Consider the following 14,947-nt stretch of genomic DNA (forward strand, 5'->3'; position numbering starts at 1 on the left):
AGAGCCAGCCGGGCCGAGTGAGGTACCGGCGTGGTTGCAGACGGCAGAGCCAGCCGGGCCGAGTGAGGTGCCGGCGTGGTTGCAGACGACAGAGCCAGCCGGGCCGAGTGAGGTACCGGCGTGGTTGCAGACGACAGAGCCAGCCGGGCCGAGTGAGGTGCCGGCGTGGTTGCAGACGACAGAGCCAGCCGGGCCGAGTGAGGTGCCGGCGTGGTTGCAAGATGCCTCAGCAGGCCAAATTGAAACCCCTGATTGGTTGAATGTAGCAGCGCCATCAGACGCGATGCCGTGGCTGCAAGCCGAATTAGCGGCATTGCCGGCAGCCTCTGAACCTTCGCCGACGACAAGCTCAACGAGTGACGAATTCTTTAGCGGTGCAGAATTGCCGCCATGGTTGCGCGCCTCTCCTGAACGAGTGGTTGAACCGACAGTCTCTCCCTCCATCACGTGGTTGGAGCGTTTGCGCAATCGTGAAGCAGAAGTTGAAGAGGAGGCAGTTGCCGCTCCAGAAATTGCGGTAATCAAGCCACCCTTGCCGGCTCCTGCGTCACGCACGGCTGATCAGGTTGCGGCGATGGCCTTACTCGAACGGTTGATCCAGTCGCCCTTGCCAATACCGGCACCAGTCGAACAACCGGCTGCTGTGCGCCGCCGTTTACCGGCGATGGAACAAGTGCTCGCATTGGCACTGCTGGTTATCGTCTTGGTAGGCACGTTATTGCCGAATCTGATGGGGCCTTTTGTACAACAGGTGCAACCCTCGCCAGCGGCAATTGCGCTCAGTGAACGATTGGCTGCTTTGGGTAGCGATGATGTGGTGCTAGTCGCGTATGAATGGAGCGCGCAGCGGGTTGCTGAATTGCGCCCGCTCGAGCAGGCGTTGCTCGATCAATTAATTGTCGATCGCACTAAGTTGATTATTGTCAGCACCGATCTCCAAGGCGCGTTGCTCTCGTTCGATCTGATCGGCCCGCTCCGCGCGGCTGGGTATAACAACGAAAATGGCGTCACCTTCGGCGGGCGCGATTACGTGTTGCTGGGGTACCGTCCGGGTGGCGAGTTGGCGTTGCGGAGTATGGCGATCGATCTGCGCGCGCAGTTGCGCCGTGACTATACTGGTCAAGATGCGACTGCCGGTCTCTTAGCAACGCGCCCTGATGGTTCGCCTCGCGTGCAGACGCTGGCCGATCTGGCGTTGATTGTGGTGATGGCCGATCAGGTACAAGATGTGCAAGCTTGGATGGAGCAGATCCACAGCGCAGCGCCAGCAGTGCCAATTGCCTTCTTGTTGCCGCAGGAGGTTTATCCGCAGGTATTGCCATATCTGCGCTTGCCAAACGTCTATGCGGTGGCCGGCCATCGTGGCGCGAGGGATCTGTTGGCTGCGGGTGTCGCCGATGAAGCGGCAACCACGATGCTCGCAGTACACACGTGGGCGACTACTGCATTTGTGGTGGTGCTAGCATTAGGCGGTCTCGTTGTGGTCATTGGCCGGTTACGGCCCGCAGCGCGAGGGAAGGCTTGATGGAGGTTGCGATCACCCTGATTCCGGTGTTGCTGACCCTCTTGGTCTTTAGCCGTTTAGTGGGTGATACACCGGCATTTCGTTTTGTCCAATATCTCTTTGTTGGCGTGGCGTTAGGCTATGCGGTGGTGGTTATTTATCATCAGGTGTTGCGTCCGGCAGTGATCGATTTGCTAGCAGCGAGCGGCCAGCCGGGGTTGGCAACGTTGCGCTTGATCCCGTTTGTGTTAGCGGTGTTGTTGCTCACCCGTGTGAGCGGCCAACAGACCGCTTCGTGGCTGGCAAATATCCCGCTGGCACTGGTGTTGGGTGTTGGTGCAGCGTTGGTAATCGGCGGCGCTTTGATCGGAACGATTTTGCCGCAAGTGCTTGATGCCACCCGGCAAGATATGTCCTCGCCAGCAGCCGTGTTGGGCAGCGTGGTGTTATTGATCGGATCGATCGTAACGCTGCTCTCATTTGCCCTGACTCGCTCACCCGACCCCAACCGCCAGCGCTGGATTGATAGTGCAGCCCGGCTGGGACGATGGGTGCTGTTGCTGGCCTTTGGCTTCTTTTTAGCCGGCAGTGTTAGTTCATACCTCGCTGCGTTGAACGAACGGTTACTGTTTATTGTGGAATGGGTGCGGGCCGTGCTAGGTGCCTAGGCCGTAAAGGATAACGAGCATGGTTGAGGTTGTGCGCGCGGTGCTAGTAGTGGAAATTGGCAGCGTCACCACGCGCGTGTCGCTGATCGATCACGTTGATGGCGAGAGCCGGTTGATTGGTCAGGCCGAGACGCTCACTAGCCGCGAGTTGCCTTATCAGAATATCTTCTTTGCCGTGCAAGAAGCGACGGCGCAGTTGGCTGATCTCACCAGCCGCCAGTTGTTGCGCGATGGCCGCTTACTGATTCCACACACCAGCACTGGCGACGGAATCGATGCGGTAGTTGTGATGGCGTCAGCGCTCGAACCGTTGCGGGTGGTCGTGACCGCAGTTGCCGCGGATGTCTCGGCCCGTAGTGCCTTGCACGCGGTACGGGGCGTGCCGAGTGTCACGTTAGCCATCTTGACGCTCGATGATACGTTGGGCCGTCCGCCGGTGACTAATGATCAATCGTGGATCGAACGCCAACTCGAAACGCTGCTGCCACTTTTGCCCGATGTGATTGTCGTGACCGGCGGGGTTGAAGGCGGCGCTGTCGAGGCGATAAGCCGGCTTGCCCATCTGGTAAACCTAAAGCTCTTGTTTAACGAAACCCTTCGGGAACCGTTGCCTTCCGTCATCTATGCCGGTAATACCGCGGCGCAAACGCAGGTGCAGATGGCGTTACGCGACCGCAATGCCAATGTACTTGCCGTGGCCAATGTGCGCCCGGCGCTTGACCGCGAGATGCTCTCACCGTTGCGGCAGGCGTTGCTGGCTCACTATGCACGCCAACTGGCCGATCTGCCCGGTCTCAGCCAATTTGATCGTGACCATCTCACGCTATGCACAGTGGTTGAGGCGCAGTATGCAATGGCCCGGTTTCTGGCCGAGCGTCGGCAACAACCGGTCTTATATACTGATGTGGGGGCAACGGTGACCACGTTGATGGCTGCTGCGCCCGGTGAGATTCATACGGCGATCCACGGCGTGCGTGGTACGGCCTATGGTGTTGCCAATCTGCTGAACGAAGTCGGGCCAGCCGCAATTAGCCGCTGGCTGCCGTTTGCAATCGATGAGTCAGAACTGGTGGAACGGCTGCTCAATCGGGTGTTACGCCCGCAGACGATGCCGGCAACGCGCGAGGAATGTTATCTCGATCTGGCGCTCACCCGTGAGGCGTTGGCGCTGGGGATGGCTGAGCTGCGCGACGAAGCGCCTAACCTTGAGTATAGCCGGTTATTTGCCAGCGGCGGGCCGTTCATTCATGCTCCGCATCCCGGTATGGCGTTGCTAGCCTTGCTCGACGGCTTGCAGCCCGGCAACGATCTGCCCGGCCTGCTGTTGCATGTACATCTTGACACGCTCAGCCTGTTGGCAGTGTGTGGCGCATTGGCTACCATAAGCGCCGAGGCCGCGCTGTCGGTGTGCGACCATGATCTCATAGCGAATACGCCGTTGGCAACGTGTATCGTGTTGCAAGGCGGCAGCCGTCTTGGTGAGACGGTAGCTGAGGTGGAGCTGATTACGGTTGGCGGCGGCAGTGAAACGGTGCAGGTGCGTTATGGCGAGATAGCGCGTCTGCCGCTATCTCTGGGACGGTACGCGCAAGTGAAGGTGAAGCCGGTCGCTGGGGTGCGGGTTGGCCGCGATGCTCCCGGTGAGCCGGTTGAGAGCGATCCGGCTGAGGTGCCGGGCAGCCTGCTCGGCCTCATCATAGATGCGCGAGGGCGTCCGCTCGTGTTGCCTGAAAATGGCACCGAACGGCGCCGATTGCTGTGGTCGTGGCTGCGTGCGCTTGGCGCCGAACGCAGCGATAGCCCCTACCCTGAACCAGAAGTCGCCTTGCCGCCGGCTCCTGAGGTGCCCGCAGCGGCCCCACCGCCGCCGGCAGCCGCCAAGCCACGGCAAGGGTGGTTTGGCCGCAAGAAGCCTGTGGTATCGGAGACAGAATCGGCCCCGCCGCCGGCAGCCGCCAAGCCACGACAGGGGTGGTTGGGCCGCAAGCAAGCGTCTGGGGCAACAGTTGAAGAGTCGCCGTCATCGATGCCAAAGCAGTGAGGGCGGGTGAGAGACCCGCCCTCGCCATGCCCTATCCCTCATTCCTTACCCCGCGCCCGTCAGCTCGGCCATCATCGCCGCAAACGCTTCCCGGCTAGGGCGCAAACGCTCCTCTGGCAACGCCGCGATTGGCGTTTGGCCGATCCCCAACGTCTCGGCCAGCGTGGGCCGGTGCTCGTTCAGGTAGATCAATCCGGTCACAAATTCGTTCGCCGCCCGCGCCTCTTCGAGCAGAGCCAGCGCCGCCATCCGGTCGGTGGGATCGTGATCGCGGTGCAGCTTGCGTAACCGGATCACCGGCCCGTCATGCAGTTGCACATCGCGCGCCTCACCCGGTTCGTAATCGATCGTTACCTCTTCGTAGTGCGGAATGAAACTAATGTCGTGGATCGGCGACTCGTGGGTTTTGCCGTAAGTGTAACTCTTCGTCGAGCGGTCGTGGTTGTTGAACGTGACACACGGGCTAATCACATCGATCACCGCTGCGCCGTGGAAGTTGAAGGCGGCTTTGATCAGTTCGCGTACCTGCTTGGCGTCGCCGGCAAACGAACGGGCCACAAACCCGCAGCCGGCCAAGATCGCTTCAGCGCACACGTCAATCGGCGGCAAGTGATTGACGCCGGCATGCTTCAGCTCTTGCCCCTCGTCGGCGGTGGCCGAGAATTGACCCTTAGTCAGGCCATACACCCCGTTGTTTTCGACAATATAGACCATCGGCACATTCCGGCGCAAGAGGTGGATAAATTGGCCGAGACCGATGCTAGCGGTGTCGCCATCGCCGCTAACAGCCAGCGGACGCAGGGTGTGGTTGGCAAGATGCGCGCCGGTCGTGACCGAGGGCATCCGTCCGTGCAGTGAATTGAAGCCGTGCGATCGGCCAAGAAAGTAGGCCGCCGACTTGCTCGAACAGCCGATTCCGCTCATGCGGATGACAGTATGTGGTGGTAATGAGAGTTCAAACGCGGCGGCGATGATCTGGCTAGCGACTGAGTCATGGCCGCAGCCAGCGCAGAGGGTCGAAGGCGCGCCGCGGTAATCGTTTTTGGTCAAACCAATCGCATTAACAGTTGCTTGGGTCATCGTTGTCCCTCGAGGTTGCAACGCCGCTTACTTGCTCATCACCAGCGCCAGCTCACGCATCTGTTCCAACACCGCCATCACCTGATCGCGTACAAACGGCGCGGTGAGTGGCAAACCATCGCACCACGCTACCGAACCGAGCCGAGTAGCGTAAGCCGGGCAATGGAGCTGGAGCAACTGCCGTAACTGGCCATCATGATTCTGCTCAATCACCACACAGGATTGGTGGCGCGCGATAAAATCGGTCACTTCCGGGCCAAGCGGCAATGCGCGCACCCGCATCCTGCTGGTGGCGATGCCGGCGGCGGCCAACAAGTCACGCGCTTCAGCAATTGCCGGCGCAGTCGAGCCAAACCCGATCAGCCCGACAGTGGCTTGCGGGTGAAGATCGATCACCGGACGCGGTACCATGCGGCGGGCCGTTTCGTGTTTGCGCCAGAGCCGGGCCATATTGCGCTGCCAATCGTCAGGCCGTTCGCTATAGACGTTGCGCTCGTTGTGGCCGGTGCCACGGCTGAGCGTCGCCGCCAGCGGGTGCGGGTTGCCGGGCAGTGTGCGATAGCCGATGCCGTCGCCGTCAACGTCGGCAAAGCGGGCATACGAGGTGAGTTTGGCCAAAGCTTCGGCGCTGAGCACCTTGCCGCGTTGCAGCGGTTGCTCTGGATACGTGAAGGGCCGGCTCATCCAAATATTCATCCCCAGATCAAGATCACTCAGCACAAAGACCGGCGTTTGCAAATATTCGGCCAGATCGAAGGCAAGCTGAGCGTCGCTGTAGCACTCTTCCATCGTGCCCGGCAGCAAGACCACGTGGCGCGTGTCGCCGTGCCCCAGATAATAGACCGCAAGCAAATCACTCTGCGCAGTGCGGGTCGGCAGGCCGGTCGAAGGGCCAACCCGCTGCACATCCCAAATCACTGCCGGAATCTCGGCAAAAAAGCCAAGCCCGGCGAACTCGGTCATCAACGAGATGCCCGGCCCAGAGGTAGCGGTCATCGCACGTGCGCCGGCCCAACCCGCGCCGATCACGATTCCCAGCGCAGCAATCTCGTCTTCGGCTTGGACGATAGCGCAGGTGGTGCCATCGTCAGCCGGGCGCAGACGCGGGAGATAGCTCTCGAGCGATTCAATCAAGCTGCTGGAAGGGGTGATCGGGTACCACGCCACCACACCAACGCCGCCGGTAATTGCGCCGATTGCGGCGGCAGTGTTGCCGTCGATCAGCATCATTCCGGTGGTGGCCTGCATCCGGGTGACCCGGAAACGGTGATGGGCTGGCGAGGCGGTGTTGGTGGCCCACGCCTGCGCTGCCCGGATCACAGCCAGATTCAGCGCGATTGCCGATGATTTGCCGCGGAACTGGTGTTGCACGGCTTTGGCCAAAGCGGCATCTTCGATGCCTAACAACGCTGCCAATGCGCCGACGTACACCATATTCGCAGCATACGGGCGCAGGTGTTGGCTCACTCCCACCTGATCGAGGATCTGGCGCACGGGGAGCGCGACCGGGCTAATGTCAGCGCGCTGTGGCTGCCATGGCCCATCAGCCGGGTAGAGACAGATCCCGCCCGCTGGTAATTGAGCGAGATCATCGTTGGCCGTGCGCGGGTTAAACGCCACCAAAATCGGCGTCGTGGCGGGGCGAGCGGTATAACCGGCTTGGCTCACCCGTAGCGTATACCACGTCGGTTCACCTTGGATGTTGGAAGGAAAGAGGTTTTTGCCAGAAACGGGAATGCCCATCTGAAAGATGGCCCGCATCAGCACCATATTCGCCGTCTGGCTGCCGGAACCGTTTACCGTAGCGGCAGTGATGGCGAACTCGTTGACAATCGGTTGGGGGGATTGCATAGCCTCCTCGCAGCGCAAGCTCGACATTGAGCGATAGGGGTATTATACGAGGGAGAGGCAGGTTGTGGCAAGGAGCGGCGTTGCTTGGCAACGCCGCTCCGGGAGAGGCTTGACGCTGCTTGCGTTTCGCTATGACTCGGTAATCGTGATGCCCAGAATCGTCTCACCCGGCGTCGCTAGATCGGCTGGATTGCTCGGATCGCGCAACGGGATGCCGTCAACGATCTCTTGGCCCTGAATGACGCGGCCAAAGATGGTGTATTGCTCGTTGAGCCATGGGGCTGGCGCGGTGGTGATGAAGAACTGCGAGCCGGCACTGTTAGGGTCAGACGAGCGGGCCATAGCGACGATGCCGGGTTGGTCGAAGAGAATTTTATCGGTAAACTCAGCCGGAATTGAGTAGCCGGGGCCGCCAGTGCCATCGCCGCGCGGATCGCCGCCTTGGGCCATAAAGTTCGGCAGCACGCGATGCCACGTCAACCCGTTGTAGAAGTTCTGGCGGGCGAGGAAAACGAAATTGTTGACCGTCTGCGGGGCAATGTCGGGCAATAGCTCGATCACAATCTCGCCGCGGGGAGTATAGATGGTCGCAGTGTACTTCTTGGCCGGATCGATCGTCATTGGCGGTGGGCTGTTGTATTGGTAGGTGGTCGCGGTTGGCATAACCTGCCTTGCGCTTGCTGCCGGCATGGGCGCAGCGGTAGGCGCAGCGACGGTTGGGAGCGGCGGTGTGGTTGGCGCTGGCGCGGCGGCTGGCGGCGCTGCCCGGCTGATCAACAAACCGGCGACGAGGCCAAGGATCAGTAGCAGAATGGCGATGGCTACAATGCCAGCCAATGGGTTAGGGGCTGAAGATGGACGTTGTGTGCTCACAGTACACCTCAATGCAATCTGCGTCTGTCGCAGGCATTATACTGGCGAGTAGGCAGGCGTGACAAGTGCCGTAATCTTGAAGGCAAGACTTCTATCATTGTGCGGGGCGTGGGCTTTTGTCATTGCGAGGGGTGCGAAGCCCCCGTAGCAATCTCCTGCTTTAGCTGAAGATATGCCTGAGTGGATCGCTCTCGCGCAGACCAATAGCTTGCAAGTCCTCTTCTGACCAGCGGGAGGAGGGGAAAGGGGGCAACCGGATTCCGTCGTAGGTGCAGCGTGAGCAAAGGCGCGAAGGACGATCAACGCAAAGACGCGAAGAGCGCAAAGGGTTGGGGAGCGGGTAAGGATCTTTCCGCCTCTCCACTCCTCATCTCCCACCGCACGGTGGGAGAGGGGGGCCGGGGATGAGTGCCAGCAGCCTGCGCAGCGGGCTTCGTAAGCGTAGTTCCCATTGATATCATACGTTCTGCCCGTCCTTATTCTCTGCTGAGAGGGCAGGAAGGTTACTTCACCCCACCCGCTCGGCCCATTCCGGCGCAGAGCGCGCGAGGTCGTGGCGCAAGCGCAGCAGCGCTAAATCGCCGGCTTTGGCTTCGATCATCAGATCGAATGGCGGTAAGCCACGACTGGCCGCGAGCAGCTCGATGGCGTCGCGGGTAACGATAAAATCGGCGTGCTGGCCGGATCGGGGCGGCAGCACCCGCGTCGTGCCGTTGCGCCCCGGCAAGAGGTAAGCTTCGCTGCGTTGGCTGCTTAGATGCACTTCGGGACGCACATTGCGCGGCCATGTGGCAAGGCAAAGCCCCAATGCAACGGGCAAGCTCCACTGATCGGGGTTGTGCAACTGGAAATGGAGGTAGTCGAACACGATGGGCGCGCCGGTGCAGGTAGCTAGCCCAAGCAGGGCGCGTAACGAGGGGCCGGTAGTGGTGTGCTCGATGGCGGTGCGCCAGTGAGCATTGGCCGATAGGGCTGACCAACGGCGGGTAAATCGTTCGAGTGCGGGATCATCGCCGGCGCCAGCATGGATTACGAGGGTGTGGTTCGTTGTGTTGGGCTGATCGAGTGCCGCCAAGAGTTGTGCCGCGCCTTCAATGGCAGTGATTGTGCCGGCAGCCGTAGCTTCATCGGGATGGCTAAGACTCAGCGCTGGATCGAGGTGGATCCCAAGTCGCAAATTGAGTGCCGCAATCCGATGGCCGAGCAGCTCGATCTGCGCTTGGCAATCTGCCAGATCGGCCGCTGTGATGGGGCACGGCAGGGCAAAGCGGTAGAACCGGATGGCATAGCGTTCAAGGTGGCCGAGCATATCGCTCAGGTGCGTGAGTGCGATGCTGAGGTGGGGCGGCGAACCGCCGGCAAGGCCGGGTTGGTGGACGGTGCGGACAGCGAATCCAAGCCGGATCATAGTGTGCTGAAACAATAAAACAACAAACGGTTGCGATGCGTTCCGCCGTAGCCGTGATCTGGGTCATGTCTGGCCGTTTCGCCTCGTCATAGCGAACCCCGCGTTGCTCTCAGTGAGATCCATCGCAACGTTTCCAATTCCTTCCGCCGTAGCCGTGATCTGGGTCATGTCTGGCCGTTTCGCCTCGTCATAGCGAACCCCGCGTTGCTCTGATCGTGATCCATCGGCAAGCGGCTATGATGTATCAGCGTGTGGGCATGCAATGGCGATGGCGTAATACCCCTGCACTAATCTCCTGTCAGTTCAGCCACCATCTCTGTGTGGCTGGCATCTTCTCTGCACAGCCGTTCAAACGCATTCCATCGGAAGCCTAAGCATGGAAGCGTATCCTGAGATAAGTATAGACCATTTGTTCTAGTATGTCAAGGGCGGTTTGCGCAGGGCTTGAAGCAGCTTAGCAGCGCGCCATGCCAGCGCACCTCGCTGCGATGACGCGCGCGATTCGGTGGGCTGTTGCGCTCCGCCGCAGTCGAACTCTGCGACGAGTACGTTCCTAACCTCTACAACAATCCATTGATCGCCAACCGGCGGTGGTGGCGGGTGTAATAACGAATTTGGCGCGGCAGGTTGTCTTCGCCCGGTAGCGATTGCACGCGGTGTACTAACCGTCCAGCAATCTGGTGAATCCGGGTGGCCCGCTCTGACGGCGGTAGGTGGGATAGTTCGGCCTCCCACGGCATGGTGCATTTACCTTCCACCACCACGCCAATGATTTCAGGCAACAATTTGCTCTGCCGCGTCCAGTTGAGTGCAAGGCAGAAACCGGGGCCGGGGGCGGGCAGTCGTTCGCGGGTGAGAGTGAAGAGATCGGCGGAATTCCCCACTGCAATCGCAATCAGAATCGGTGCGGTCGTTTCAGGCAGGCGGTGGAGGTTGAGCAGCGGAATGTCGAGCAAGGCGGCCAGCGCGGCGGCGAGCGGTTTGCTGGTGATGTCGGGTGCGGTGATGCCACCCAAGCGCCAGTTGCTGCTCCGCGCTAAGGCGATGAAACGGTAGAGGGTGCGGGTGACATCATCCTCGCTCAGGTGATAGTCGGCTAAAGGGGCAATGATGATCCCGTCGTCGGTTGCCGAACCAAGGCAAATGACACCCTCATGCACGTAAAGGTCATCTTTGAGACCGGTGGTCGTATGAAACTCGCGCCGCCGTTCGACGCTCTGCAAGCTGGCCAGCAATTCAAACTGTGCGTCGGAAGTTGGGGCGAGCGCCAACGCTTGTTGCCACGCTTGTTGTGCTTCATCATAGCGCTGCAACTGAAACAGGCAGCGGCCCAGCAGATGAAAGACGGCCCAATCATCGTAGTAGCGTTGGCGTGGCGTTTCGAGCAGGGCCAGCGCCGTCGCGTACTCGCCACGCGCCGCGTGGATGTAGGCCAGTTCGAGTTGGGCGGCGGCGTCGCCGGGGTCAAGTTCGAGGCAGCGGCGAAATTCACGCTCGGCTTCGTCGTAGCGTTCAAGCTCGATCAAGACGTAGCCGAGGTTGAAATGGGCAAAGTAGTCGTCAGCCAGATTGGCAACAGCGGCAAACTCTTCGGCGGCTTTCGCCAGCAAGCCTTGCTGCTGGTAGTGGAACGCCAGCGCATTGTGCGCATCACGCAAGGTCGGGTCAGCGGCAATTGCCATACGAAAATGATCAACTGCCGCCAATGGGCGCTGGGTACGCTCAAAAGCTAATCCGTAGCGTAAGTGGCGACGACTGGCGACGCGTTTGGTCTCGTCGATCATTCTTAACCTCCTCGCCCGTTGTGATGGGCGACTGTTGCGAGCCATCACGTCGCATGCAGCATGCAGTTACGGTGCTGAGTTTCGGCTCACAGTGTTGTTGGGCAGAACGCTGGCCAGCGCCGCGGCCTGTGCGGCTAGAATCTGGTGGATACCGCGTTCGGCCAGATCAAGGAGCGCATCGAGCTGGCTGCGACTGACCGGTGTGCCTTCCGCCGTGGCTTGCACTTCGATGAATGCGCCCTCGGCATTCATAACGACATTGCAGTCGAGGGCGGCTTGGCTATCTTCTTCGTAACACAGATCGAGCAGCATCATATCTCGTAAGATACCGACGCTGACCGCGGCTACCGGGGTGAGAGCCGGCATGCTCTCGACGGCGCCACTGCGCACGAGATACTCAACTGCCAGCGCAAGCGCCACGTAGCCGCCGCTGATCGATGCGGTACGGGTGCCGCCGTCGGCTTGCAAGACATCGCAGTCAATCGTAATGGTGCGTTCACCAAGTGCGTTGAGATCCACCGCTGCTCGTAACGAGCGCCCGATTAAGCGTTGAATCTCTTGGGTGCGCCCGCTGGGGCCGTTGCGTTCACGACGGGTGCGCTGCAATGTTGCTCGGGGCAGCATCGCATACTCAGCCGTGACCCAGCCACTCTGCTGGCCGCGCATCCACGCCGGCACCCCGTCTTCGATTGTGGCAGTGCAGAGCACACGGGTGTTGCCATACGCAATCAGCGCCGAACCTTCAGCATACGGAGCGGCGCCAATCTCAATTGAGATAGGGCGCAATTGATCCGGCGCCCGGCCATCACTTCGCATCATACGCAACCATTTCACTCCTTCTTGTTCAGCATCATACCATACGCAACTACATCATACAACGTGCAATTGCTTAACTTTGCCGGATGGCGCGCCGGGTTTGCCAGAGGTACCAGCAGGCGACGCTGCGGTACGGTCGCCAGCGTTCACCGAGCGCAAACAGTTCACGGGGTGTTGGTATCCGCGGCAACTCATAGACCAGCCGCACGGCGTCGCGCAAGCCAAGATCGGCGGCGGGCAGCACGTCAAGCCGGCCCAACGCGAACATCATATAGATTTCCGCTGTCCAGCGGCCAATCCCTTTTACTGCCGTCAGTTGGCCAATGATTGTTTCATCGTCGAGCAGGGGAAAGTGGGCGAGTTCGAGGCGCCCGCTCACAATGTGTTCGGCAAGGTCGCGCAGATAGGCGCTCTTTTGCGCCGAGAGGCCGGCGGCGCGCAAGGTGCTCTCTTCAGCGGCAAGGATAGCTGCCGGCGTGAGTTCACCAAGCGCCGTTTCCAGCCGGTTGCGGATAGTGCGGGCAGCGGCGAGCGAGATTTGCTGGCTGATGATTGCATAGGCCAGCGTCACAAAGCCGTGGGGTTGTGGTTGGAGCGCAAATGGCCCGATCTGTTCGATCCACGACGCAAGGTGCGGATCAGCGGTACGGAGATGGTTGATCGCATGTTCCATACTGGTGTTGTTTTCCGGCCCCTACCCCAGCCTTCTTTGCGGGGCAAACAGAACATCTGTATTCTAGCATAGCCGCTTACCACTGGCAGGGAGGCTGGGCGATGCTGACAAAGCCCGTTGCGCGGGCTGCTGGTCCGCACCCCCTAGCCCCTCTCACCTCACGGTGAGCGAGGAGGTACGTTGTTTACCGCCGAGGGTGCAGTGTGAGAAAGGGAGTGGTGATGCCAACCCCCTTTGCGCTCTCTGCGTTCTTGGTACTCTTGCATTTGACCGCTCTGCGGCTTTGCTCGCTATCTGCTGATCTCGTGATTTTCACCGTACAATAGAATCAGCGTTATTGTTATCAATCTTGCCAGAATGGATCGCCAATGTTTGTTATCGGCACTGCCGGCCACGTCGATCACGGCAAATCAACCTTGGTCAAGGCATTAACCGGCATTGACCCCGATCGGCTGGTGGAAGAACAGCAGCGCGAGATGACGATCGATCTAGGGTTTGCGTGGCTCACTTTGCCGAGCGGGCGCGAAGTGAGCCTGATCGATGTGCCCGGCCACGAGCGGTTTATCAAGAATATGCTGGCCGGCGCCGGTGGGATCGATGTCGTACTGTTGGTGATCGCCGCCGACGAGGCGGTGATGCCGCAAACCCGCGAGCATCTAGCGATTATCGACCTGCTTGCTATCAGCCACGGGATCGTGGTGTTGAGCAAGATCGATCTAGTTGATGCCGAGTGGCTGGCGCTGGTGCGTGATGAGGTGCGGGCAACATTAGCCGGGAGCGCGCTGGCAACCGCGCCGGTCGTACCAGTCTCGGCCCGCACCGGCGCCGGGTTGGCCGAGTTGGTGCAGATGCTGGATCGGCTGCTTGAGACATTACCGCTGTGCAATCGGGCCAATGGCGCGCCGCGCTTGGCGATTGACCGCAGTTTTGCAGTAGCCGGCTTTGGCACGGTGGTGACGGGCGTGCTGCGCGACGGCCCGCTAAGCATCGGTCAAGAGGTTGAAATTGTGCCGCAAGGATTGCGAGCGCGGATTCGCGGCCTCCAGAGCCACCAGCGTCCGATTGAGCAGGCGCTGCCCGGCACGCGGGTGGCGGTGAATCTGGCCGGCGTTCACTACCGCGACGTTGGCCGGGGCGATGTGCTGGCTGTGCCGGGGACATTAACCCCGACCACGTTGCTCGATGCGCAGGTGCGGGTGGTGCGAGATGCGCCGCCGCTGCGCCACAATATGGCGCTCGATCTGTTTATCGGCAGCAGTGAAGCGCCGTGCCGGTTGACGTTGCTAGCCGCCGACGAGCTAGCTCCCGGCGAGGAGGGCTGGGCGCAGATCCGGCTGGCGCGACCGGTGGCGGCGGTTGCCGGCGATCGCTTCATTCTGCGCATTCCGTCACCGAGCCAGACGGTGGCTGGCGGCGTCGTGGTCGATCCGCATCCGCCGCGCCATCGCCGGTTTCGCGCTGATGTGATTGCGGCGCTGGCTCTCCGTATGCAGGGCAGCCCCGCCGAGCGCATATTGCAAGCGCTAGCCGATGGCCGTCCTCGCTTACGGACCGAGGTGATGGTTGCTGCCGGAGTGACTGAGGCCGAAGCGGCAGCGGCCTTGCCGCCGTTGCTGGCGAACGGGCAAATCGCCGTGTTCGGCAATGACGGATTGATCAGCACCTCTGGCTGGGAGTCGCTGCGTGCAACTTTGCGCGAGACGCTGGCGTCATACCACCAACGGTTTCCGCTCCGGCGCGGGATGCCGCGCGAAGAGGCGCGGCAGCGGCTACAAGTGTCGGCGCGGCTCTGGGCGGGGATACTGGCGACAGCGCTGGCTGAGGGATGGATCGGCATTGACGAGACTACCGTGCGGTTGGCCGATTTCGCGCCGCAACCCACCACTGAGCAACGGCGACAACTCGATCAGCAACTGGCGGCGATGGCTCGCACCCCGTATGCGCCGCCAACCCCTGATCTCGCCGGCGAGCTGCTTGCATGGGCGCTCGATCAGGGGTTGTTGGTGAAGATTGCGCCCGATCTCTACCTGTTGCCTGCCGCTTATGCCGAGATGGTGGCGTGGGTGCGGGCCGCGATCGAGACTCAAGGCAGCCTCACCGTCGCCCAACTGCGTGACCATTTCGGCATCTCGCGCCGCTATGCCGTTGCTCTGCTCGAACATCTCGACGAACGGCGGATTACGCGCCGCCAAGGCGATGAGCGAGTGTTGGCGTAGGAAATGAGACGATTGCACACGTAACAGTGGACA

10 protein-coding genes and 1 pseudogene are annotated in these 14,947 nt (G+C 60.8%); 4 read left to right on the forward strand and 7 right to left on the reverse strand.

What is annotated here, in order from left to right; all coding sequences use genetic code 11:
* From Q1A00_RS02425 to Q1A00_RS02435, 3 genes and pseudogenes are all read left to right on the forward strand, one after another.
* Positions 1–1,525, forward strand: a pseudogene (locus tag Q1A00_RS02425) (hypothetical protein); the annotation flags it as partial.
* Positions 1,525–2,172 carry a hypothetical protein gene (locus tag Q1A00_RS02430; protein WP_298402114.1) on the forward strand — a complete coding sequence of 216 codons (648 nt, stop codon included), beginning with the start codon at positions 1,525–1,527 and terminating at the stop codon, positions 2,170–2,172. The pseudogene Q1A00_RS02425 and the gene Q1A00_RS02430, both read left to right, overlap by 1 nt.
* Positions 2,173–2,191: 19 nt before the next feature.
* A complete protein-coding gene (locus Q1A00_RS02435; protein ID WP_298402113.1) occupies positions 2,192–4,213 on the forward strand; it encodes a glutamate mutase L in 2,022 nt (673 codons plus the stop codon).
* Between the two features lie 45 nt (positions 4,214–4,258).
* On the opposite strand, the gene Q1A00_RS02440 is transcribed toward Q1A00_RS02435, so the two are convergent.
* From Q1A00_RS02440 to Q1A00_RS02470, 7 genes are all read right to left on the reverse strand, one after another.
* Positions 4,259–5,293, reverse strand: coding sequence for a 2-oxoacid:ferredoxin oxidoreductase subunit beta (locus tag Q1A00_RS02440; RefSeq protein WP_298402112.1), 1,035 nt, complete (start codon positions 5,291–5,293; stop codon positions 4,259–4,261).
* Between the two features lie 27 nt (positions 5,294–5,320).
* A complete protein-coding gene (locus Q1A00_RS02445) occupies positions 5,321–7,144 on the reverse strand; it encodes a 2-oxoacid:acceptor oxidoreductase subunit alpha (protein WP_298402111.1) in 1,824 nt (607 codons plus the stop codon).
* Between the two features lie 129 nt (positions 7,145–7,273).
* The gene (locus tag Q1A00_RS02450) at positions 7,274–8,017 is read right to left on the reverse strand and encodes a peptidylprolyl isomerase (RefSeq protein WP_298402110.1); all 744 of its coding nucleotides are present in this window, start codon (positions 8,015–8,017) and stop codon (positions 7,274–7,276) included.
* A 508-nt stretch (positions 8,018–8,525) separates the two neighbouring features.
* Positions 8,526–9,425, reverse strand: coding sequence for a UV damage endonuclease UvsE (locus Q1A00_RS02455; protein ID WP_298402109.1), 900 nt, complete (start codon positions 9,423–9,425; stop codon positions 8,526–8,528).
* Positions 9,426–9,985: 560 nt separating this feature from the next.
* The gene (locus Q1A00_RS02460; RefSeq protein WP_298402108.1) at positions 9,986–11,209 is read right to left on the reverse strand and encodes a tetratricopeptide repeat protein; all 1,224 of its coding nucleotides are present in this window, start codon (positions 11,207–11,209) and stop codon (positions 9,986–9,988) included.
* Positions 11,210–11,275: 66 nt separating this feature from the next.
* Complete coding sequence (gene rph / locus Q1A00_RS02465; protein ID WP_298402107.1) at positions 11,276–12,028, reverse strand: ribonuclease PH; 753 nt, start codon at positions 12,026–12,028, stop codon at positions 11,276–11,278.
* Between the two features lie 70 nt (positions 12,029–12,098).
* Entirely contained in the window at positions 12,099–12,698 is a 600-nt protein-coding gene (locus Q1A00_RS02470; RefSeq protein ID WP_298402106.1) for a DNA-3-methyladenine glycosylase, read from the reverse strand.
* Positions 12,699–13,066: 368 nt separating this feature from the next.
* On the opposite strand from Q1A00_RS02470, the gene selB reads away from it, so the two are divergent.
* Positions 13,067–14,914: a selenocysteine-specific translation elongation factor gene (gene selB, locus Q1A00_RS02475; RefSeq protein ID WP_298402105.1), complete on the forward strand. Its 1,848-nt coding sequence runs from the start codon at positions 13,067–13,069 to the stop codon at positions 14,912–14,914.
* The last annotated feature ends 33 nt before the right edge of the window (positions 14,915–14,947 follow it).

This window comes from uncultured Chloroflexus sp., assembly GCF_938091255.1.
Taxonomy (GTDB): Bacteria; Chloroflexota; Chloroflexia; order Chloroflexales; family Chloroflexaceae; genus Chloroflexus.